16 protein-coding genes are annotated in these 21806 nt (G+C 67.6%); 11 read left to right on the top strand and 5 right to left on the bottom strand.

All coding sequences use genetic code 11. The features are described from left to right. The first annotated feature begins 70 nt into the window (after window positions 1-70). Window positions 71-1987 (top strand): S9 family peptidase, encoded by a 1917-nt coding sequence (locus DXK93_RS26665; protein WP_119451648.1) that lies wholly within the window; start codon window positions 71-73, stop codon window positions 1985-1987. Here DXK93_RS26665 and DXK93_RS26660 read toward each other — a convergent pair. Then, window positions 1977-3188 (bottom strand): GGDEF domain-containing protein, encoded by a 1212-nt coding sequence (locus tag DXK93_RS26660; protein ID WP_054458199.1) that lies wholly within the window; start codon window positions 3186-3188, stop codon window positions 1977-1979. The genes DXK93_RS26665 and DXK93_RS26660 overlap by 11 nt on opposite strands. A gap of 552 nt (window positions 3189-3740) precedes the next feature. On the opposite strand from DXK93_RS26660, the gene pgaA reads away from it, so the two are divergent. The 4 genes from pgaA to pgaD are packed head-to-tail and all read left to right on the top strand — an operon-like array spanning window position 3741 to window position 10046. After that, on the top strand, window positions 3741-6212 hold the full coding sequence (gene pgaA / locus DXK93_RS26655) for a poly-beta-1,6 N-acetyl-D-glucosamine export porin PgaA (RefSeq protein ID WP_119451647.1): 2472 nt from the start codon (window positions 3741-3743) through the stop codon (window positions 6210-6212). 20 nt (window positions 6213-6232) lie between these two features. Next, on the top strand, window positions 6233-8266 hold the full coding sequence (gene pgaB, locus DXK93_RS26650; RefSeq protein ID WP_119451646.1) for a poly-beta-1,6-N-acetyl-D-glucosamine N-deacetylase PgaB: 2034 nt from the start codon (window positions 6233-6235) through the stop codon (window positions 8264-8266). Next, complete coding sequence (gene pgaC / locus DXK93_RS26645) at window positions 8263-9603, top strand: poly-beta-1,6-N-acetyl-D-glucosamine synthase (RefSeq protein WP_119451645.1); 1341 nt, start codon at window positions 8263-8265, stop codon at window positions 9601-9603. The genes pgaB and pgaC overlap by 4 nt, the downstream gene beginning before the upstream one ends. Next, window positions 9600-10046, top strand: coding sequence for a poly-beta-1,6-N-acetyl-D-glucosamine biosynthesis protein PgaD (pgaD, locus tag DXK93_RS26640; protein ID WP_054458203.1), 447 nt, complete (start codon window positions 9600-9602; stop codon window positions 10044-10046). Before pgaC ends, pgaD begins: the two co-directional genes overlap by 4 nt. A gap of 62 nt (window positions 10047-10108) precedes the next feature. Here pgaD and DXK93_RS26635 read toward each other — a convergent pair whose 3' ends face one another. Further along, window positions 10109-11353, bottom strand: coding sequence for an MFS transporter (locus DXK93_RS26635; protein WP_054458204.1), 1245 nt, complete (start codon window positions 11351-11353; stop codon window positions 10109-10111). 183 nt (window positions 11354-11536) lie between these two features. Between DXK93_RS26635 and DXK93_RS26625 the strand changes: the two genes are divergently transcribed. Both DXK93_RS26625 and DXK93_RS26620 read left to right on the top strand, forming a co-directional pair. Then, window positions 11537-12337, top strand: coding sequence for a helix-turn-helix domain-containing protein (locus DXK93_RS26625; protein ID WP_054458295.1), 801 nt, complete (start codon window positions 11537-11539; stop codon window positions 12335-12337). Between the two features lie 107 nt (window positions 12338-12444). Next, the gene (locus DXK93_RS26620; RefSeq protein WP_054458205.1) at window positions 12445-15042 is read left to right on the top strand and encodes a penicillin-binding protein 1A; all 2598 of its coding nucleotides are present in this window, start codon (window positions 12445-12447) and stop codon (window positions 15040-15042) included. 37 nt (window positions 15043-15079) lie between these two features. Here DXK93_RS26620 and DXK93_RS26615 read toward each other — a convergent pair whose 3' ends face one another. Further along, window positions 15080-15793: a metallophosphoesterase gene (locus DXK93_RS26615; protein ID WP_054458206.1), complete on the bottom strand. Its 714-nt coding sequence runs from the start codon at window positions 15791-15793 to the stop codon at window positions 15080-15082. Between the two features lie 178 nt (window positions 15794-15971). Between DXK93_RS26615 and DXK93_RS26610 the strand changes: the two genes are divergently transcribed. Together DXK93_RS26610 and DXK93_RS26605 are read left to right on the top strand one after the other, a co-directional pair. After that, window positions 15972-17147, top strand: coding sequence for a PepSY domain-containing protein (locus DXK93_RS26610; RefSeq protein WP_054458207.1), 1176 nt, complete (start codon window positions 15972-15974; stop codon window positions 17145-17147). Beyond that, on the top strand, window positions 17144-17329 hold the full coding sequence (locus tag DXK93_RS26605) for a hypothetical protein (RefSeq protein WP_054458208.1): 186 nt from the start codon (window positions 17144-17146) through the stop codon (window positions 17327-17329). Before DXK93_RS26610 ends, DXK93_RS26605 begins: the two co-directional genes overlap by 4 nt. Window positions 17330-17362: 33 nt before the next feature. Here the strand turns inward: DXK93_RS26605 and DXK93_RS26600 are convergent, their stop codons facing one another. Then, the gene (locus DXK93_RS26600) at window positions 17363-18190 is read right to left on the bottom strand and encodes an aldo/keto reductase (RefSeq protein WP_054458209.1); all 828 of its coding nucleotides are present in this window, start codon (window positions 18188-18190) and stop codon (window positions 17363-17365) included. A gap of 336 nt (window positions 18191-18526) precedes the next feature. On the opposite strand from DXK93_RS26600, the gene DXK93_RS26595 reads away from it, so the two are divergent. Together DXK93_RS26595 and DXK93_RS26590 are read left to right on the top strand one after the other, a co-directional pair. Then, window positions 18527-20332 (top strand): ABC transporter ATP-binding protein/permease, encoded by a 1806-nt coding sequence (locus DXK93_RS26595; RefSeq protein ID WP_192353209.1) that lies wholly within the window; start codon window positions 18527-18529, stop codon window positions 20330-20332. A 51-nt stretch (window positions 20333-20383) separates the two neighbouring features. Next, window positions 20384-20773, top strand: coding sequence for a Rieske (2Fe-2S) protein (locus DXK93_RS26590; protein ID WP_054458210.1), 390 nt, complete (start codon window positions 20384-20386; stop codon window positions 20771-20773). A 24-nt stretch (window positions 20774-20797) separates the two neighbouring features. Here the strand turns inward: DXK93_RS26590 and DXK93_RS26585 are convergent, their stop codons facing one another. Beyond that, window positions 20798-21781: a bile acid:sodium symporter family protein gene (locus DXK93_RS26585; RefSeq protein WP_054458211.1), complete on the bottom strand. Its 984-nt coding sequence runs from the start codon at window positions 21779-21781 to the stop codon at window positions 20798-20800. Window positions 21782-21806: the final 25 nt, after the last annotated feature.

Raw genomic sequence — 21806 nt, 5'->3', positions numbered from 1 at the left:
TATGGCATTATCGGCGGACCACCCGGCGGCCGGCCTCAAGCGCCCGCCGCGGCAACTTCGGAGGTCCCCCTTGTTCTCATTCCTCAAGCGCACCGTCCTGGCCGCCAGCATCATCGGCGTCTCGCTGGGCGCCAGCGCCGCGCAACCGCCGCGCGTCTATCCCCTCAAGGATTTCTTCCGCAACCCCGAACGGGGCTTCTTCCGCCTGGCCGACGACGGCCGCACATTGGGCTTCATGCAGCCCACCAGCGTGGACGGCAATCCCGCCCGCATGAACATCTACGTGCAGCCGCTGCAAGGCAGCACGCCTGTCGGCGACCCGCGGCAACTGACCAGCGAGACCGCGCGCGACATCAGCAACTTCTTCTGGAAAGGCGCCGACGTGGTGCTCTACCAGAAGGATTTCGGCGGCGACGAGAACTTCCACGTGCTGGCCGTCAACGCCAAGACCGGCAAGATCACCGACCTAACGCCGTATGAAGGCGTGCGCGCCGGCATCGAGGACGATCTGGAAGACGATCCCGACCACGTCCTCATCAGCCACAACCAGCGCAATCCGGAAGTCTTCGACGTCTACCGCGTCAACGTCCACACGGGCGCCGCGGAGCTGGTGGCGCAGAACCCGGGCAACATCGTCGGCTGGCAGACCGACCACGCCGGCAAGGTGCGCGCCGCCGTCGCCAGCGACGGCCTGAACACCACCCTGCTCTACCGCGACGACGAATCTTCCGAATTCCGTCCGCTCATCACCACCGACTACCGCACCAGCGTCAGTCCGGCGTTCTTCACCTTCGACGACAAGAAGTTCTACGCCCTGTCCAACCGCGGGCGCGACAAGCTATCGCTGGTGGTGATCGACCCCGCCCAGCCCGAGGCCGAGGAAGAAATCTTCACGCCCGACACCGTCGACCTGGATTCCGCCGGCTACTCGCGCAAGCGCCGCGTGCTGACGGTAGCCGCCTACCAGACCGACAAGCCGCAATACAAGTTCTTCGACGCGCAGAGCGAGACGCTCTTCAAGAAACTGTCGGCCAAGCTCACTGGCTACGACTTCGCCATCCAGGGATCCAACCGCGACGAAGACAAGTTCATCGTCGCCGCCTACAACGACCGCACGCCCGGCTCGCGCTACATCTACGACGCCGCCGCCGATACGCTGACCAAGCTGGCCGACATCAATCCCGCCATTCCCGAGGCGGACATGTCGCGCGTGCAGCCCATCAGCTACCAGACCCGCGACGGCCTGACGGTCCACGGCTACCTGACGCTGCCCGCCGGCCGCGATCCCAAGAACCTGCCTTGCATCGTGAATCCTCACGGCGGTCCGTGGGCGCGCGACGGCTGGGGCTACAACCCTGAAGTCCAGTTCCTGGCCAACCGCGGCTTCTGCGTGCTGCAGATGAACTTCCGCGGGTCGACCGGCTATGGCCGCGCCTTCTGGGAAGCCAGCTTCGGCCAATGGGGCCTGAAGATGCAGGACGACATCACCGATGGCGTGCAGTGGCTCATTGGGCAAGGCATCGCCGATCCCAAGCGCATCGGCATCTACGGCGCCAGCTATGGCGGCTACGCCACGCTGGCCGGCGTGGCGTTCACGCCCGACCTGTATGCCGCCGCGGTGGACTACGTGGGGGTGTCCAACCTGTTCACGTTCATGAAGTCCATTCCGCCATACTGGAAGCCCATGCTGGACAAGATGCAGGACATGGTGGGCGACCCCGAACGCGACCGCGAACGCCTGGCCGCCACCTCGCCCGCGCTGCACGCGGACAGGATCAAGACGCCGCTGTTCGTGGCGCAGGGCGCCAAGGATCCGCGCGTGAACAAGGACGAAAGCGACCAGATGGTCAAGGCGCTGCGCGCCCGCGGCGTCGAGGTCGAGTACATGGTCAAGGACAACGAAGGCCACGGCTTCCACAACGACGAGAACAAATTCGAGTTCTACGAAGCCATGGAGAAGTTCCTGACGGAACATCTCAAGCCCTGACCTCCTCCTCCACCACCGCCGGGCCGCGCTCCTGCGCGCGGCCCGCGGGACGGCCGATCCAGGCCATCTCGACGCGGTCGCGCCCATGTTCCTTGGCGCGGTACAGCGCATCGTCGGCGCGCGCCAGGATGCCGTCCGCGCCGTCTCCCGACTGGTACGAAGCCAGGCCGCCGCTGGTGGTCATCCGTACTTCGCGCCCTTGCAGGTGGAAGGGCGTGTCGCGCAGGGCGTCGCAGACGCGCTGCGCCTGCACCAGCGCGCGGGCCGGATCGCAGTCGTACATCAGCAGCACGAATTCCTCGCCGCCCAACCGGCCGAAGCGGTCGCTGGCGCGCACCGCCCGCTGCACCACCTTCGAAAAATGGCGCAGCGCCGCGTCGCCCGCGGCATGGCCGTAACGGTCGTTGATGGACTTGAAGTGGTCGATGTCCAGCACCAACACCGCCAGCTTGCCGCCGGCGCGCTGGCAGCGCTGCAACTCGCGCTCCAGCTCGTCCAGGATGCTGCGGCGCGAATAGGCGCCTGTAAGGCCGTCGAAGGTCAGCGCAGCTTCCATCTGTTCGGACAGGCTGGTCTGGATCAGGAGCAGCAGCGCCAGGAACAGCCCGGGCACGGTCACCGTCCCGCAGACAATGAAGAACAGGCCCCAGGGACTGGGCTCGAGCAGCGACGAGGGTTCTTGTCCGCCCACGCTGTAGACCGCCAGGCGCAGGGCATGCAGCGCGGCCAGGCCGAAGCTTGCCAGCATCATGTACAGCATCACGCCGCGCGTGTGCAGCCGCTTGCGCTGGCGGAAGAACACCATGCCCGTCGCCATCATGGCCACGAAGGTGTAGGCGGAAAACAGCAGCATGCGCGCCCGCAGGTCATCCGCCACGTACAGCAGCAGCGCGAACGCAGCGATACTGAGCGCGCCCAGCGCCGCCGTGCGCCGCGCCAGCGGACGCAGGCCGAAGAACTGCCGCACGCCGACGTAGACCAGGCTGACCGCGCAGACCCAGGCGGCGTTCGAGACCATCACATAGACGGCGGACGGCAGGATGGGCGAGGCCGCATAGGCCAGCAGCGACAGCACGGCCAGCGCGTTGCCCGCCGTGAACGCGGCGACGCCGCCCACGTCGCGGGCGCGCAATGGCGCCAGCAACGGCAATGCCAGAGCCGTGGCCAGGCCCCACATCAGAAAGAAAAGAGAAGTCGTCATGGTGTTTGCCGGCTTGCGCCCCGCGGGCGTTCGCCGTCGCTCGTCATTGCTGCACTGGGTTCATGCCTCATGAGGCGGCGTTACATCCCACCACCCCTGACGCTTTTTGTTACCCGTACAGCGACAGACCGGCACAACCTGGCGCCCGTCCGTCGCCGCACGCCGTTTCGCCCTGAACCTTTACCGCCCGCGCCAAGACGATTGCGCGGCAAGCGACGAAGAATACGCCACGGCCGCACTTTCGCCATGGCCCTTTGCACTAATTGACAGTTGACTGACAGTTAACACACTTATAATTCGGGCCATTGACGGTGCCATCAAGAGCGCCGCAATCACGCCCTACGGGCGTGGCGCGTACTAGCCATGCACTCCCATAGCGCGAGTGCGAAGGTCCCCGCAGCGGGCGCCGCGCAGTCCTAACCAAAAAGTGTTCCTTCCCGCCGCCGCCGGCGCCTTTGTGCTGCGCGTCGCCTCGGCTCGCGCCGAAAAAAGGCACGCCCACGGCCGGCCGGACCAGGAACGCCCCGAGTCGCAACTGCGGAAGTATTACAGATGCAAAACAGAGGATCGACACCCCTGGGTGCCGTTGGACCGAGACTGAGCCTGCTGGCGGCTTGCGCCATCCTGGCTCCAGCCATGGCGCTGGCCGGCCCCGGCAACGACTACGACGCCTTGATCGCCAGAGCGCGCGCCGGCGACTACGAGCCCGCGCTGGCGATGCTGCGCCAGCAAGGTCCGGCCGGCGGCAGCCGCGCCATCTACGACCACATCATCATCGCCGGATGGGCCGGCAAGCCCGCCGAAGCCGTCGCCGCCTACGAGCAATTGCCGCAAGGCGCGGCGCTGCCCGGCGACATCCAGCTTTCCGTCGCGCGCGCCTACCGCGACCTGCAGCGCTGGCCCGAGGCGCTGGCCGCGTACCAGGCGGGCGCGCGCCGCCATCCCGGCCAGTCCGCTTTTCGCGCCGGCGAAATCATGACCCTGGCCGATGCCGGCCGTTACCCCGAGGCGCGCGAGGCCGCGGCGCGCTGGCTCAAGCGCCATCCCCGCGATGTCGACGCCCGCCTTGCCCTGAGCTACGTCCACGCCCGCCAGGGCGAGCCATATGAAGCGCTGCACCAGGCCGACCTGGCCCTGGCCGCCGCGCCCGGCACCCCTTACGTGTTGCGCGAGTACATCTGGGCGCTGCAGCGCGCGCGCATGGCGGACGTGGCGCTGGAGCTGGCGCGCCGTCACCAGGATCTGTTCGACGCTGGCCAGATGCGCGGCTTCGAGGCCGACGCGCTGGCCCAACAGGTGCGGCTGGCGGCCATGCCCACGCGGTCGGAAGCTGAACGTTTCGTGTTGGCCGACAAGGCTTTGGCGCGTTACGACGAACTGATCCCCGTCTGGCAGCAGCAGGAAGACGCCCGCGCCGACGCGCTGCGCGCCCGTATCGACCGCTTGCACGCCCTGCACGTCCGCGTGCGCATGGCCGATCTGGTCCGCGAATACGAAGCCCTGCTGGCCGAGGGCGTCACGGTGCCGCGTTACGCCTTGAACGACGTGGCATCGGCCTACCTGTACGTGCGCCAGCCCGAACGCGCCCGCGACATCTATCGGCAGGTCGCGGCCGACGACGCCCTGCGCGGCGACGATGCCGAGCAGCGCCTGGCGACCGAGACCGGCCTGTACTACTCGCTGGCCGAGGGCGAACAGTTCAACGAGACCAGCGCCGTCACCGAAGGCGTCGAATCGGGCTACGCCCCCTGGCTGTACTACAAGGGCCAGGCCACCCGCATGCCCAACGACCTGAACCTGGAAAGCCGCCAGACCCTGGCGTCGGCTCGCCTGCAGGCCAACGACACCGTCGCCGCCCGGCAGCGCCTCGAAGAGATGGTCGAGAACGCGCCCAACAACTCCGGACTGCGCAGCGACCTGGCCACCGTCTACCGCGCCCAATCGCTCCCCCGCGCCTCGGAGGTCGAATTGAAGATGGCCGAGACCCTGGCCCCGCGCAGCCTGGGCGTGGAGAACGGCCAGGGCTTCACCGCCCTGGACTTGCAGGAATGGCGCCAGGCCGAAGCGCTGTCGCAGGACACCATGGCCCGCTCGCCCGAAAACCTGACCAGCCGCCGCCTGGCGCGCGAATGGGAAGTGCACAACAAGGCCGAGCTGCGCATCAACGGTTACCGCGGCCTGGCATCCGACAGCCCGGTCACCGGCAGCGGCGACTTCGGCATCGACGCCGTGCTGTACTCCGCGCCGCTGGACTACAACTGGCGAGTCTTCGGCGGCGGCGGCTACGCCTCCGGCGACTTCGAGGAAGGCCGCGGCAACTACCGCTGGCTGCGCACCGGCGTGGAATGGCGCGGCCGCGACCTCACGATCGAAGGCGAAGTCTCCACCCACGACTATGGCCACGGCGTGAAGCCGGGCGCGCGCCTGTCGGCCGCCTACGACCTGGACGACCATTGGCAGGTGGGCGGCTCGGGCGAAATCATGTCGCGCGAAACGCCGCTGCGCGCGCTGACCAGCGGCATCTATTCCAACAGCCTGTCGGCCTACGTGCGCTGGCGAGCCGACGAGCGCCGCGAATGGACGCTGGCGCTGTCGCCTTCGCACTTCAGCGACGGCAACAACCGTTGGGCGCTGGGCCTGGCCGGGCGCGAGCGCGTCTACACCTCGCCGCACCTGCTGGCGGACCTGGAGTTCGAGGCGTCCACCCAGCGCAACAGCCACGACAACAACGTGCCCTATTTCAATCCGCGGTCGGACCTGATGCTGCTGCCCGGCGTGCGCCTGACGCACACCCTGTACCGCCGCTACGAAACCGCCTGGGAGCAGATCGGCACCCTGGGCGCAGGCGCTTACACCCAGCAAGGCTACGGCACCGGCGGCGTGATCGCGCTGGGCTACGGCCAGCGATACCGCGCCAACGACGTCCTCGACATGGGCGCCATGATCACCGGCACCAGCCGCCCGTACGACGGCGAACGCGAGCGCGAACTGCGCATCGTGTTCGACCTGACGTACCGCTTCTGAACCCGGATCCGAGTAACGCCATGATGCTTAAAACCCATACCCGCCTGATTCTCGCCGGCCTGCTGTTGCTTGCGATCCTGGCGCTGACCGCCTGCGCCAAGGACATCCCGGTCTACACGCCGCCGGACCAGCGCCCGCTCGCCCCCGCCGAACAGCCCTGGGTGCAGGGCCAGTTCCTGGCCCTGGCCTACCACGACGTGGAAGACGAAGACCCCGACCAGGGCTTTCTCAGCGTGCGCACCGACCGTCTGGTCGAACAGCTGGCCTGGCTGCGCGCCAATGGCTACCAGGCCGTCACCGTGGATCAGATCCTGGCCGCGCGCCAGGGCGGCAAGCCGCTGCCCGAGCGCGCCGTGCTGCTGTCCTTTGACGACGGCTACCGCAGCTTCTACACCCGCGTGCTTCCCATCCTGAAAGCCTATCAATGGCCCGCGCTGCTGGCGCCGGTCGGCGTCTGGATGGACACGCCGGCCAACCAGCGCGTGGACTTCGGCGGCAGCCCCGAAGACCGCAAGCGCTTCCTGAACTGGGACGAGATCCGCGAGATCTCGCGCTCGGGGCTGGTCGAGATTGCTGCGCACACCAATGCCTCGCACTACGGCGCGCTGGCCAATCCCCAGGGCAATACCGAGCCCGCCGCCGCGATCCGAGCCTACGATGCGCAGACCCGCCGCTACGAGACCGAAGCGGAGTTCGACGCGCGCATGGGCGGCGACGTCGCCGCCATCACCGAAAAGATCCGCCGCGCCACCGGCAAGAAGCCGCGCGTCTGGGTCTGGCCTTATGGCGCCGAAGGCGGCTCCACCCTGCGCATTACCGCCGAGCACGGTTATCAGCTGGCGCTGACGCTGGAGGACGGCCCGGGCCGCGTCGGCCGCCTGATGTCCACGCCGCGCCTGCTGCTGTCCAGCGACCCGACGCTCAAGCCCTTCGCCAACAGCGTGGTCGGCATGGAAGCCCAGCCCTTCATGCGCGTGGCGCACGTGGACCTGGACTACGTCTACGACCCGGACCCGGCGCAAACCGACCGCAACCTGGGCGAGCTGGTGCAGCGCATCCTCGACATGCAGATCAACACGGTGTTCCTGCAGGCCTACTCGGACCCCGTGGGCGACGGCCTGGTGAAGTCCGTCTACTTCCCCAACCGCTGGCTGCCTATGCGCGCCGATCTCTTCAACCGCGCCGCATGGCAGCTGCACAACCGCGCCAACGTGATGGTCTACGCCTGGATGCCGGTGCTGTCCTTCGACCTGGATCCCGCCCTGCCCCGCGTCACGCGCTGGCAGGAAGGCCAGGCGCAGCCAGAGCCGGATCCCGACCAGTACCGCCGCCTGTCGCCGTTCGACCCGACCGTGCGTGCGCGCATCGGCGATCTGTACGAGGACCTGTCCCGCTACGCGATCTTCGACGGCATCCTGTTCCATGACGACGCGCTGCTGTCGGACTTCGAAGACGCCAGCCCCGGCGCGCTGGCCGCCTACCGGGCCGCGGGCCTGCCGGGCAGCATCGCCGAACTGCGCGCGGATCCGGACACCCTGCAACGCTGGACCCGCTACAAGAGCCGCGCGCTGGTGGACTTCACCGCCGAACTCACGCAGCGGGTGCGCGCGGTGCGCGGCCCGCAAATCAAGACGGCGCGCAACATCTTTGCCGAACCCATCCTGAACCCCGGCAGCGAAACCTGGTTCGCGCAGAACCTGGACGACTTCCTCGGCGCCTATGACTGGACCGCGCCGATGGCGATGCCGCTGATGGAGAACGTGCCCGCCGGCAAGGAGAACGCCTGGCTGGACCGGCTGGTCGATACCGTCGCGCAGCGCCCCGGGGCGCTGGACAAGACGGTATTCGAACTGCAGGCCCGCGACTGGCGCACCGGCCCGGGCCGTCCCGAAGCCACGCCGGTCGACACCGCCGTGCTGGCCGGCTGGATGAAGCGGCTGCAATTGCGCGGCTCGCGCAGCTTCGGCTACTACCCCGACGATTTCTCGCAAGACCAGCCCCGGTTGCAAGGCATCCGGCCCGCCATTTCCGAAGCCTGGTATCCGATCAAATGATAGACCGACTGATTGCCCTGCTGATTCTCTGCGCGGTGCTTGGCGCGCCCTTCGGCTTCACCCTGATGCTGACCGGCGAAGCGCTGCTGGGCTTCGTATTCTTCTACCCCCTGTTCATGTCCGGCATGTGGATGGCTGGCGGCATCTATTTCTGGTGGCATTGGGAGCGGCACTGGAAATGGGGCAAGGACAGCCAGCCGCCGGCCCTGGCCGGCAATCCGCTGGTGTCCATCCTGGTGCCTTGCTACAACGAGGCCGACAACGGCGAAGAGACGCTGCTGGCGGCGCTGGGCCAGAACTATCCGCACATCGAGGTCATCGCCATCAACGACGGCTCCAGCGACGGCACCGCCGACATGCTGGACCGCATGGCCGCCGCCCATCCGCGGCTGCGTGTGGTGCACCTGGCGCAGAACCAGGGCAAGGCCATGGCGCTGCGCATGGGCGCCATGGCTGCGCGCAGCGAGTACCTGGTCTGCATCGACGGCGACGCCATGCTGGACCCGGACGCGGCCGCCTACCTGGTGGCGCCGCTGATCGACAATCCGCGCGTGGGCGCCGTCACCGGCAACCCGCGCATCCGCACCCGCTCCACGATGATCGGGCGCATCCAGGTCGGCGAGTTCTCTTCCATCATCGGGCTGATCAAGCGCACCCAGCGCGTCTACGGCCAGGTGTTCACTGTATCCGGCGTGGTCGCCGCCTTCCGGCGCGCGGCGCTGGACCGCGTGGGCTACTGGAGCCTGGACATGATCACCGAGGACATCGACATCAGCTGGAAGCTGCAGCGCGACCACTGGTCGATCTTCTATGAGCCGCGCGGCCTGTGCTGGATCCTGATGCCCGAAACCCTGCGCGGACTGTGGAAGCAGCGGCTGCGCTGGGCCCAGGGCGGCGCCGAAGTCTTCCTGAAGAACCTGCGTTCGATCTGGGTCTGGCGCCACCGCCGCCTGTGGCCGCTGATGGCCGAGTTCTGCCTGTCCACCGCCTGGGCCTTCGCCTTCGGCGTGTCGGTGCTGCTGTGGGCCGTCAGCCAGGTGGTCACGCTGCCCAACAACATGCAGATCGCCAGCCTGATGCCGCCCGCCTTCACCGGCATGATGCTGGCCGTGGTCTGCCTGCTGCAGTTCGTCGTCAGCATCCTGATCGACCGCCGCTACGAGCCCGGCCTGGCCCGCTCGCTGTACTGGGTCATCTGGTATCCGCTGGCCTTCTGGATGGTGAGCCTGTTCACCACCCTGGTCAGTTTCCCCAAAGTCATGCTCCGCAAGCAGGCCCGGCGCGCGCGCTGGACCAGCCCGGACCGGGGCATCAAATCACCGGACGCAACGTCATGATCATCACCACGCAACGTTCCCGCGCAGGCTATCTGTTCGACCTCGTCCTGACCGCCGTCGGCTGGTTCGCCTTCGTCTATCTGTTCGGCGCCGGCATCCTGGCGATCCTGCGCGCCGCCGCGGGCGGCCCCGATGTCTCGCTCTGGCCGGTGTTCCTGCCCACCGTGCACACGCTGTGGGGCTATGCGCTGCTGGCGCTGATCAACGCGGGCGTGCTGGTGGGCTGGGCCGTCTACAACCACCGCAAGTTCGCAGGTAAGGACCGCCGCAAGCCCATCAAGCCGGTGGGCGACCGCCGCGTGGCGGCCAGCTTCGCGATCAGCCCGGCGCAGCTGATGCAGGTGCGCTCCGCGCACACCTGCGTCGTCCACCACGGCGCGGCCGGCGACATCACCGGCATCGACATCAGCCGCCCCCGCCTGAACGCGGTGCAGGCCGGCTGATACGGGCCCTGCCTGGCGCTGTGAGCCTCCTGGCTTGACGGCGCCAGGCCCGGCGCCCGCCTTCAGCGGCGCGCCTTCTCCACGTTCGGCAGCAGGATCGCCACCACGCCCAGCAAAGGCAGATAGGCGCAGACCTGGTACACATAGCCGATGCTGGTGGCATCAGCCAGCTTGCCCAGCGCCGCGGCGCCCACGCCGCCCATGCCGAAGGCAAAGCCGAAGAACAGTCCGGCGATCATCCCCACCTTGCCCGGCACCAGCTCCTGCGCATAGACCACGATGGCCGAGAACGCCGAGGCCAGCACCATGCCGATGATCACCACCAGCACGCCGGTCCAGAACAGGTTCACATAGGGCAGCAGCAGCGTGAACGGCGCCACGCCCAGGATGGACACCCAGATCACGATCTTGCGGCCGATGCGGTCGCCTACCGGTCCGCCCACCACCGTGCCTACCGCCACCGCGGCCAGGAACAGGAACAGGTAGAGCTGCGCCTCGCGCACCGACAGCGCGAACTTGTCGATCAGGTAGAACGTGAAATAGCTGTTCAGGCTGGCCAGGTAGAAATACTTGGAGAACACCAGCACGCCCAGCACCGCCAGCGCGCCCAGCACCTGGTTGCGCGACAGCCCGTTGCCCGCGCCCTCGCGCCGCGCGCGCGGCTTGAGCAGGACGCGGTTGGCGCTGTACCAGCGGCCGATGCCGGTCAACACCACGATGCCGAACAGCGCCGCCAGCGAAAACCAGGCCACGCTGCGCTGCCCGTGCGGGATGATGAAGAGCGCGGCCAGCAGCGGCCCCAGCGCCGAGCCCACGTTGCCGCCCACCTGGAACAGCGACTGCGCCAGGCCATGGCGTCCGCCGGAGGCCATGCGCGCCACGCGCGAGGATTCCGGGTGGAACACCGACGAGCCCGTGCCCACCAGCACCGCGGCCACCAGCAGCCAGCCGAACGACGGCGCCATCGACAGCAGCAACAGCCCCACCAGGGTGAAGCCCATGCCCACCGGCAGCGAGTACGGTTTGGGATTGCGGTCCGTATAGAAACCGATGAAGGGCTGCAGCAGCGAGGCCGCGAGCTGATAGACCAGCGTGATCAGCCCGATCTGCGCGAACGACAGGCTGAATGAATCCTTCAGCATGGGATAGATGGCCAACAGGATCGACTGGATCATGTCGTTCATCAGGTGCGCCACGCTGATCGCGCCCAGCACCTTGAAGGCAGTGGATGGGTCCGAGGAAGCGGCGGACGGCGGGACCGGATTGGCGTCGGCGACGCCGGCGGCGGAGTTCTGAGGGGGATTCATGGGCGATGGACGCAAGTAATGGGGATGGACATGTCCAGCGCCACGCCGGACCAGTACCCAGTGTAGGAATCCGGGACGGAACCGATCTGCCAATTTTCGTCGCTCAAGTGACAAAATATGGTGACAAAATACGCAAACCAGCCCTGAGCCGCCCAACTCATCCTTATGCCGGAAGTGACACGCATGCCCGCCCGACTCCTTTTGCCCGACCCCGCCCGCAGCGTCAATCCGCAGGACTACCAGCACCGGCCGCGCGCCGTGACGGCCATGGCCAAGGAATTCCTGCCAGGCACCCGCACGGGCACCCACTCGCATCCGCGCGCGCAACTGGTCTACGCGGTCGAAGGCGTCATGCGCGTCACCACGCCCAGCGGCTTCTGGGCCCTGCCGCCGCTGCGCGCGCTGTGGGTGCCGGCGGGCGTGCCGCATGGCGTGGACATGGTGGGCGCGGTGTCCATGCGTTCGCTCTATCTCGAAGCCGAGACCGCCCGCGGCTACTGGCCGCAATGCCAGGTGGTCGAGGTCGGCGGCTTGCTGCGCGAGCTGATCCTGGCGCTGACCGCCGAACCCATCGACTATCCGCTGGACGGCCGCGCCGGGCAGGTCGCCGCCCTGCTGCTTTCCGAGCTGGCCGCCGCACGCGTCGCGCCGCTACAGATCCCCTGGCCGCGCGACCGGCGTCTGCAGACCATCTGCGCGGCGATCCTGGACGATCCGGGGCTGCAGCGCGGCATCGAGGACTGGGGCGACGAAGTCGGCGCCAGCGCCCGCACGCTGATCCGCCTGTTCCAGGCCGAACTGGGGCTGAACTACCGGCAGTGGGTCCAGCAGGTCCGGCTGGCCGAGGCGGTGTGCCGGCTGTCGCAGGGCGTGCCGGTCGCGCGCATCGCCGCTGACCTGGGCTACCGCAGCGCCAGCGCCTTCTCGGCCATGTTCCACCGTGCGCTGGGCGCGCCGCCCCAACGCTACCTGAACAATGGCTGACGCCTGCAACCGGATTTGCCGTCACTCGCGACGCAATTCATGTTTAGTTACTGAAACCTTATGACCCTCTGGGCGGTCCATCGTGTTCTGCCCTAGAATCGCCTGCAATGAGCACCCCCCAGCAATCCTCCGCCACCCCGGGCGGCAAACCGGGCCTCCCCTGGAAACGCATTCTCGTCAAGGCGGGCGTAGCCGCCGGCGGCGCCGCCGTGTGCGGCGGCATCGCGCTCGGCCTGGCGCTGGCCCTGGCCTGGCCCAGCCTGCCCGACCTGCACGCCATGACGGACTACCGTCCGCGGGTGCCGCTGCGCATCTATACGGCGGACAAGGTCCTGATCGGCGAGTACGGCGAAGAGCACCGCAACGTGCTGCGCTTTGACGAGATCCCGCCCGTGATGCGCCAGGCGGTGCTGGCAGCCGAGGACGACCGCTTCTACAGCCACGGCGGCGTCGACTGGATGGGGGTGGCGCGCGCGGTCGTGACCAACCTCGTCAAGGGCTCCAAGAGCCAGGGCGGCAGCACCATCACGATGCAGGTGGCGCGCAATTTCTACCTGTCGTCGGAAAAGACCTATTCGCGCAAGTTCTATGAATTGCTGCTGACGTTCAAGATCGAATCCGAGCTCTCCAAGGACCAGATCCTTGAGCTCTACATGAACCAGATCTACCTGGGCCACCGCGCCTATGGTTTCGCGGCCGCCTCGCGCACCTATCTGGGCAAGCCCCTGTCGGAAGTCACGCCGGCCGAGGCCGCCATGCTCGCCGGCATCCCCAAGGCCCCGTCGCGCTTCAACCCCATCACCAATTTCCCGCGCGCCGAGATCCGTCAGCACTACGTGCTGGGCCGCATGAAGACGCTGGGCTATCTCACGCCCGAACAGGCCGACGAGGCGCTCAAGCAGCGCCTGACGATTCGCGGCGCGGACGGCGCCAGCGCGCGCGGCTTCGCGATCCACGGCGACTACCCGGCCGAACTGGCGCGCCAGCTCATGTACGGCGTGTTCCAGGAACAGACCTACACCAAGGGCATCGACGTCTACACCACCATCGATTCCAAGGACCAGGAAGCCGCCTACCGCGCCGTGCGCGACGGCGTGCTGGACTACACGCGCCGCGCCGTGTATCCGGGCCCCGAGGACCAGATCGACCTGCCCGAGGGCGTCGAAAAGGACCCGGCCGCGCTGGATGAAATCCTCGACGGCGTGCAGGAAAAGACACCTGACAGCGAAGACCTGCTGACCGCCGTGGTGCTGGCCGCCAGCCCCACCGAAGTGACGCTGGCGCGCAGCGCGCGCGACATCATCACCATCAGCGACAAGAAGGCGCTGGCAGTGGTGGCGCGCGCGCTCAACCCCAAGGCCAGCGACAGCCAGCGGCTGCGCCGCGGCTCGGTCGTCTACATCCACAAGAACGGCGACAGCTGGGAAATCATCAACATGCCGACGCTGCAGGCGGCGCTGGTCTCGATGGTGCCCCAGGACGGCGCCGTGCGCGCCATGATCGGCGGCTTCGACTACAACCGCGGCGGCTTCAACCGCGTGACGCAGGCCTGGCGCCAGCCCGGCTCCAACATCAAGCCCTTCGTCTACGCGGCGGCGCTGGAACGCGGCCTGACCCCGGCCACGCAGATCTCCGACCAGCCCTTCATGCTGACCGCGGAGCAGACCGGCTCCAAGGCCTGGCAGCCCAAGAACGACGGCAACAAGTACGAGCCCATGCTGACGCTGCGCCAGGGCCTCATGCGGTCCAAGAACATGGTGTCGATCCGCATCCTGCAGGCCATCTCGCCGCAATATGCGCAGGACTACCTGACCCGCTTCGGCTTCGACAAGTCGCGTTGGCCGGCCGTGCTGCCGCTGGCGCTGGGCGCGGGCGGCGCCACGCCGCTGCAAGTGGTCAACGGCTACAGCGTATTCGCCAACGGCGGCTACCGCGTCACCCCGTATCTGGTGGACCGCGTCACCGACCGCTCGGGCAACGTGCTGATGCAGGCCCAGCCTGTCGTCGCCGGCGACGCCCTGGCGCGCGCCATCGATCCCCGCACCGCCTGGGTCATGGACGACATCCTGCGCGGCGTCACGGTCAGCGGCACCGCCGCCCGCGCGCACCAGGTGCTCAAGCGCAACGACATCGGCGGCAAGACCGGCACCACCAACGAGGCCGTGGACGTGTGGTTCTCGGGCTTCACGCCCAGCCTGGCCACCACCGTCTGGATGGGCTTTGACCAGCCCAAGTCGCTGGGCACCAACGAATTCGGCAGCGGCCTGGCCCTGAGCACCTGGCTGGACTACATGCAGCCGGCCTTGAAAGGCGTGCCCGAAGCCAAGCCCGCGCCGCGGCCGGACGGCCTGATCGTGGACAACGGCGAATACTATTTCTCGGAATTCCCGCCGGGCCAGGCCGTGGCCTCGCTGGACCTGTCCTCGGGCGACGCGTTGACCGATTTCCTGAACAACAACCGTTCGACGGACGGCGTGGACACCTCGGTCAAACCCCTGCCGCCCGGCGGCGGCGCAATGCCGCAAAGCAGTCCGGCCCAACCGCCGGTGGCCCTGCCGGTTCCCGTGGCCCCCGCGGGCGGCGCGCCGGCAGGCAACGCGCCGCCTGCCATCCCGCCCATCCCCGTGCCGCGCGTGGACGCCGACACGCCCGCCCGCGCCAGCGCCGTCAGCGGTGCCGGACCGGTGGCCGCCCGGCCGCTCTGACCGCGGCCGGCGACAGCCGCCGGGAATCCAGGCCTGGCTATTCCTGCTCCGCGAGTTCGGTCACGACCTCGCGTGGCCAGGCCCGCAGGGATTCCAGGTCCAGGAAGGTGAAGTAGCCGGATTTCCAGCCCTCGGTATCGATGTGGTAGACGTTGCCCAGCAGCAGCGGCGCCGGCACCGGCGTGTGCCCGGCCACCACTGCCCGCACCCCGCGGATGCCGGTGCGGTCCATCTGCCGCAGGCGGTCGCGCGACCACTGGCAGGCGGCGCTGGTGCGCCGGTAGCGGTCCTGCAAGGCGGATTCCAGCCGCGGCCAGAACAGCACCGGGCAATCCGCGTGCAGCAGCCCCACGGCGCCGTCCAGGGTTTCGACCTCGATGGCAATGGGCAATTGCGCGAAAGCCTCGGCAAAGACCTGCTGGCGATCAGAAGGCAGGTCCAGGAACCAGCCGCCGCCGTAGCCGCGCCAGTTGTCCACGTCCACCTGCCCCGTGCGCACGTGGCGGATCGCGTAATCCTCGTGATTGCCCTGAACCGCGTGGAACCACGGCCGCGCCAGCCACTCCAGCGCGGCCTCGCTTTCCGGCCCCCGGTCCACCAGGTCGCCGACCGAAAACAGGCGGTCCCGGGACGGGTCGAAGCCCAGCTCGTCCAGGCTTTCCTGCAGGCGGGAAAAATGCCCATGCAGGTCGCCCACCGCGAAATCGCGGCCTAGCTCGTTGCGCGGGACTTTGAGAAAACGCTGCTCCATGATGATCCGGGGGCTACCACTGGTTGATGCTCGATCCCTCTTTTTAACCCGCTTTCACGCCGCTCCGCCTGTCCCCCTTTGCCGCGCCGTGGTCAAAATTTGGTTACGAGAATCGATATTATTCGCGATAATATTCAGTTTTCCCCAATCCGCGCCTGCAAGGGCCCCGCCCTCCCCCATGACTGCCGCGTCCACCATCAAAACCTGGTATCTGGTCCATAAATGGACCAGCCTGGTCTGCACGATCTTCCTGCTCGTCATCTGTCTTACCGGCTTGCCGCTGGTGTTCCACCACGAGATCGAACACTGGCTCGACGACGGCAAGCCGTTGTCCGACGTCCCTGCCTCGACCCCGCGCGCCAACCTGGACAAGCTGGTCGACAGCGCCCGCGCCATGTATCCGGGCGAGGTCGTCGACTATCTGTTCTTCGATCCCGACGAACCTCAGGTCTATGTGGGCATGGCGAAAACGCCCGGCGACGGCCAGGTGTCCGGCCACGCCGTGCGCATGGACGCGCGCACCGGCGACGTGCTGCTGGACGGTCCGCTGTACACGGAGGACAAGTTTTCTTTCATGGGCATCATGCTGGCGCTGCACGTGGACCTGTTCGCGGGCCTGCCCGGCGAGTTGTTCCTGGGATTCATGGGGCTGCTGTTCTGCGTCGCAATCGTGTCCGGCGTGGTGCTCTACGGCCCCTTCATGAAAAAGCTGGAATTCGGCACGGTGCGCGCCTCCCGCTCCACGCGCCTGAAGTGGCTGGATCTGCATAACCTGCTGGGCATCGTGACGCTGGTCTGGGCCTTCGTGGTGGGCGTGACCGGCGTGATCAACGAACTCTCCACGCCGCTATTCCGCCTGTGGCAGTCCACCGAACTGGTGCGCATCCTGGAACCCTACAAGGGCCAGAACGTACCCACCGAGCTGGCCTCGGCCCAGGGCGCCGCCGACACGGCCAGGAAGGCCCTGCCCGGCAACGAGGTGTCGTTCATCGCCTTTCCCGGCAATGCCTTCGGCAGTCCCCACCACTACATCACCTGGATGCGCGGCGACACGCCGCTCACCTCCAAGCTGAACACGCCTGTGCTGGTGGACGGCAAGACCGGCGAACTGACCACCGTGGCCAAGATGCCCTGGTACCTGACCGCGCTGGAACTGTCGCGGCCGCTGCATTTCGGCGATTACGGCGGCATGCCGCTGAAGATCATCTGGGCGCTGCTGGACGTCATTACCATCATCGTGCTGGTCAGCGGCCTCTATCTCTGGCTGGCCCGCCGCCGCGCCACCGAGGCGCGCATCGCCGAACTCGTGCGCAAGCACCAGGCCGCCGCCATCCCGAAAAGGACTCCCGCATGAGCAAGACGGCCCGTGGTTTCATGTTTGTCTGGGGCGCGCCGATCCTGCTGGGCGTGCTCAGCGTGTTCGGCCTGCTGGCCGCGTTGCTGGGCACGGGAGGCTGGCACTGGGCGTCCTGGATCGCCCTGGCCATCCTGCTGGCGGTCATCGTGCGCTACTGGGTATTCCCGCTGCAGCGCTAGGCGCGACCGCCAGTTCCGTGCCGGCGTGCGGCATTATTTGCCGAAGGTCTCGGGGTCCGGCCCCAGGCGCGCGCCTTCCTTGATGCCGTCGATGGCGGCCATGTCGGCCGCCGACAGCTCGAAGTCAAAGACGTCGATGTTCTCGCGGATGCGGGCGGGCGTCACCGACTTCGGGATCACGATCAGATCGTGCTGCAGATGCCAGCGCAGCGTCACCTGGGCGGGCGACTTGCCGTGCTTCCTGGCCAGCTCCAGGATGACCTTGTCCTTGGCCACGCCGCCCTGGGCCAAGGGGCTCCATGACTCCGTCGCGATGCCGTGCTTGGCGTGGAAGGCCCGCAGCGCCTGCTGCGTGAAGCCTGGGTGCAGTTCGACCTGGTTCACGGCCGGCGTCACGCCGGACGCGTCGAGCAGCCGCTCCAGGTTGGCCTGGGTGAAGTTGGACACGCCGATCGAGCGCGCGCGGCCGTCTTCCTTCATTTCGACCATGGCCTTCCAGGCGTCCAGGAACTTCGTGCTGCCGGCCACGGGCCAGTGGATCAGGTACAGGTCCACGTAAGCCAGGCCCAGCTTTTCGAGGCTCTCGTCCATGGCCTTATGGGCCTCGTCGTAGCCGTGCCTGTCGTTCCAGAGCTTGGTCGTGACGTACAGATCCTTGCGCGCCACGCCGGCCGCGCGCAAGCCCGCGCCCACGCCAGCCTCGTTGCCGTAGATGGCCGCAGTGTCCACCGAGCGGTAGCCTGCCGCCAGCGCCTCTTTCACGCTTGCGGCGGCCTGATCGTTCGGCACCTGCCAGACGCCCAGGCCCAGCTGGGGAATCTTGCCGCCGTCGTTCAATTGCATTGCCGGTACTTTCGCCATAAGACCCTCCGTAGCTTGCGACGCGACGTCCGCGCGGCGAATATGCGCCGGGTCGCGCAACCAAGGGGCAGCCAGGCTTCATCCTTGGTTGAGACAGTAAAGAACGGGCCCGCCAGGCTGCGCCCGAGTCACCATGCCGGATTGAAAACCCCCGGGAGAGGTCTAAACATCCCAGGGGTCGTGAGGCCGATATTACCCCCAGAGCCGCAAAATCCCTGAATCCCCTCTGCCAAAGCAGGCGTTTCCGCCCCTGGGCGCGGTGCTGCGACAGAATTGCAGCCTGTGGCCGATAATGCGCTTCCGACGGCCCGACGGCCCATGCATCCCCCCAAGACCATGAACGCTCCTGACACGCGGCCCGCGCGCCGCGGCGGCTTTTCCACCCTGCGCACGCTCTTTCCCTATCTCTGGCCGCCCGGCGAGACGGGCCTGAAAACGCGGGTGATCGCGGCCCTGCTGTGCCTGTTCGCGGCCAAGGTGGCCACGGTCTATGTCCCCCTGCTGTACAAGCACGCCATCGACGAGCTGGGCCAGGGCGCCCCGGGTTCCGTCACCGTGCCGCTGGGCCTGATCCTGGCCTATGGCACGGCCCGGGTGCTTTCGCTGCTGTTCTCGGAACTGCGCGACGCCATCTTCGCGCGCGTCGGGCAGCACGCCATCCGCGCGGTTGGCCTGCAGGTCTTTCGCCACCTGCATGCGCTGGCGCTGCGCTTTCACCTGACGCGCCAGACCGGCGGCCTGAACCGCGCCATCGAGCGCGGCACCAAGGGCATCCAGACCCTGCTGTCGTTCCTGCTTTTCAGCATCCTGCCGACCTTCTTCGAAATCGGGCTGGTCTGCGTGGTGCTGTGGAAGATGTTCGACATCTGGCTGGCGCTGGCCACGGGCGCCACCGTCACGCTGTACATGGCGTACACGCTGCTGGTCACGGAATGGCGTGCCAAGTTCCGGCGCCAGATGAACGAAACCGACTCCGAGGCCAACACCAAAGCCATCGAGAGCCTGCTGAACTACGAAACGGTCAAATACTTCGGCAACGAGGAACACGAAGCGCGCCGCTACGACGCGTCGCTAAAGCGCTATGAACGCGCCGCCGTGCGCAGCCAGGTCAGCCTGTCCATCCTCAACATCGGCCAGGCCGCCATCATCTCGGTGGGCCTGACCCTGGTCATGTGGATGGCCGCCACCGGCATCGCCGAAGGCCGCTACACGCTGGGCGATTTCGTGCTGGTCAACACCTACCTGCTGCAGCTGTACCAGCCGCTGAGCTTCTTCGGCTTCGTCTACCGCGAAATCAAGCAGGCCATCATCGACATGGAGCGCATGTTCGAACTGCTGGGACAGGACCGCGAGGTGGCCGACCGGCCCGATGCCCAGCCCCTGCGCGTGGCGGGCGGCGCGGTGGAGTTCCGCGACGTGCATTTCGGCTACGACGCGCGCCGCCCCATCCTGAAGGGCGTCAGCTTCACCATCCCCGCCGGCAGGACCGTGGCCGTCGTCGGTACGTCCGGCGCCGGGAAATCGACCATCGCGCGCCTGCTGTTCCGCTTCTACGACGCCGACGGCGGCGCGATCCTCATCGACGGCCAGGACGTGCGCAACGTGACGCAGTCCAGCCTGCGCGCCGCGATCGGCGTCGTGCCGCAGGACACCGTGCTGTTCAACGACACCATCCTCTACAACATCGGTTACGGCCGCCCCGGCGCCAGCGAGGAAGAGATCCAGGCGGCGGCGCGCCTGGCCCATATCCACGATCTGATCATGGCCATGCCGGACGGCTACCAGACCATGGTGGGCGAACGCGGGTTGAAGCTGTCCGGCGGCGAGAAGCAGCGCGTGGCGATCGCCCGGACCATCCTGAAGAACCCGCCCATCTTCCTGTTCGACGAAGCCACCAGCGCTCTGGACACCCACACCGAACGCGAAATCCAGGCCAATCTGCGCGAAGTCAGCCAGGGCCGCAGCACGCTGATCATCGCCCACCGCCTGTCCACCGTGGCGGACGCGGACGAGATCATCGTGCTGGCCGAAGGCCGCATCGTCGAGCGCGGCCGCCATGCCCAACTGCTGGCGCAGGACGGCATCTACGCCGGCATGTGGGCCCGCCAGCAGCAAAGCGCCCTGACCGGCTCGCCGGATTGACAAGCCCGCGCCCCTGTCCGAACATCGCACCCTTTGATTTCCAGGCCCACCATGCAGGATTCAGCCCCCGTCCCCGCCGTCCGCGTCTGCGCTTCCTCCGACCTCGCCAACGGCGGCCTCGGCGTGAAGATCCCCGTGTCAGATGCCGCCGGCCGCACCACGGCCTTCTTCGTGCGCTACCAGGACCGCGTGCACGGCTATCTGAACCGCTGCGCCCACGTGGGCGTGGAACTGGATTGGGAAGGCAGCTTCTTCACCCGCGCCGGCGACCTGATCATGTGCGCGCGCCACGGCGCCACCTACCAGCCGGACACCGGGCTATGCGTGGGCGGCCCCTGTAAGAACGGCCGCCTGACCGTGCTGACGGTCGAGGAACGCGAGGGCGCGGTCTACTGGCAGCCGGCCGGCAAGATCCGCCCTTTGGAAGATACGCCCGCCTAGGGGGCTACGCTCAAGCAAGAGACTTCAAGCCCGCGCCGCCGCCGCTTCAGCCGGCGCCTGCCGCTCCGCGTAGCGGCGCGCCAGCACCGCGCAGACCATCAGCTGCATCTGGTGGAAGATCATCAGCGGCAGCACTACCACGCCCATCTGCGAGGTGCCGAACAGCACCGTGGCCAGCGGAATGCCCGAGGCCAGCGACTTCTTCGAGCCGCAGAACACCAGCGTGATCTCGTTTTCCTTGGACAGCCCCAGCTTGCGGCTGCCCCAGGTCGTGACCAGCAGCACCGTTCCCAGCAGCAAGGCGTTCACCAGCACCATGGACGCAAGGTCGATGGCCGGGAACGCGTGCCAGATACCCTGCGCCACCGCCTCGCTGAACGCCGTGTAGACGGCCAGCAGGATGGAGCTGCGGTCCACTTTCGACAGCGTGCGGTTGTTGCGCTGGGCCCAGGCGCCGATCCAGGGCCGCAGCAGGCTGCCCACCGCGAACGGCAACAACAGCTGCAACAGGATGCGGCCGGCGTCGGCCAGCCCATGGCCTCCGCCCTGGCGGTGCAGCAGCACCGCCACCAGCAGCGGCGTCAGCACGGTGCCCAGCAGGTTGGAAGCCGTGGCCGCGCAGATCGCGCCCGGTACGTTGCCGCGCGCCATGGAGGTAAAGGCGATAGACGACTGCACGGTGGAAGACAGGGTGCAGACGAACAGCACGCCCAGCCACAGCGAAGGCGTCAACAGGCCGGGAAACAGCGCCCGCAGGCCCAGCCCCAGCGCCGGAAACAGCAGGAAGGTGCAAGCCAGGATCAGCGCGTGCAGGCGCACGTCCTTCACGCCAGCCACGATGGCGTCCGTCGACAGCCTGGCGCCGTGCAGAAAGAACAGCAGCGAAATGGCGATGTTGCTGGCCACGGTCATGAACGCCGCGCCCTTGCCCACGGCAGGGAAAAAGCTGGCGAAGACCACCGTGGCGATCAGGATGAGCGTGAATTGGTCGGGCAGGAAGCGGCGCATGGCAAAGATTTCCGTAGGGATTGCG

Origin of the sequence: Achromobacter sp. K91 (assembly GCF_003576205.1) — a bacterium.
GTDB lineage: Bacteria > Pseudomonadota > Gammaproteobacteria > Burkholderiales > Burkholderiaceae_B > Achromobacter > Achromobacter aegrifaciens.
Note: the sequence above shows the minus strand (reverse complement) of the source record. Positions and strands in the feature narration are given on the sequence as shown.

Coding starts and splice junctions, on each gene's coding strand:
- DXK93_RS26660 (WP_054458199.1), bottom strand. CDS start 3,188: ATGACGACTTCTCTTTTCTTTCTGATGTGGGGCCTGGCCACGGCTCTG.
- pgaA (WP_119451647.1), top strand. CDS start 3,741: ATGCAAAACAGAGGATCGACACCCCTGGGTGCCGTTGGACCGAGACTG.
- pgaB (WP_119451646.1), top strand. CDS start 6,233: ATGATGCTTAAAACCCATACCCGCCTGATTCTCGCCGGCCTGCTGTTG.
- pgaC (WP_119451645.1), top strand. CDS start 8,263: ATGATAGACCGACTGATTGCCCTGCTGATTCTCTGCGCGGTGCTTGGC.
- pgaD (WP_054458203.1), top strand. CDS start 9,600: ATGATCATCACCACGCAACGTTCCCGCGCAGGCTATCTGTTCGACCTC.
- DXK93_RS26635 (WP_054458204.1), bottom strand. CDS start 11,353: ATGAATCCCCCTCAGAACTCCGCCGCCGGCGTCGCCGACGCCAATCCG.
- DXK93_RS26625 (WP_054458295.1), top strand. CDS start 11,537: ATGCCCGCCCGACTCCTTTTGCCCGACCCCGCCCGCAGCGTCAATCCG.
- DXK93_RS26620 (WP_054458205.1), top strand. CDS start 12,445: ATGAGCACCCCCCAGCAATCCTCCGCCACCCCGGGCGGCAAACCGGGC.
- DXK93_RS26615 (WP_054458206.1), bottom strand. CDS start 15,793: ATGGAGCAGCGTTTTCTCAAAGTCCCGCGCAACGAGCTAGGCCGCGAT.
- DXK93_RS26610 (WP_054458207.1), top strand. CDS start 15,972: ATGACTGCCGCGTCCACCATCAAAACCTGGTATCTGGTCCATAAATGG.
- DXK93_RS26605 (WP_054458208.1), top strand. CDS start 17,144: ATGAGCAAGACGGCCCGTGGTTTCATGTTTGTCTGGGGCGCGCCGATC.
- DXK93_RS26600 (WP_054458209.1), bottom strand. CDS start 18,190: ATGGCGAAAGTACCGGCAATGCAATTGAACGACGGCGGCAAGATTCCC.
- DXK93_RS26595 (WP_192353209.1), top strand. CDS start 18,527: ATGAACGCTCCTGACACGCGGCCCGCGCGCCGCGGCGGCTTTTCCACC.
- DXK93_RS26590 (WP_054458210.1), top strand. CDS start 20,384: ATGCAGGATTCAGCCCCCGTCCCCGCCGTCCGCGTCTGCGCTTCCTCC.
- DXK93_RS26585 (WP_054458211.1), bottom strand. CDS start 21,781: ATGCGCCGCTTCCTGCCCGACCAATTCACGCTCATCCTGATCGCCACG.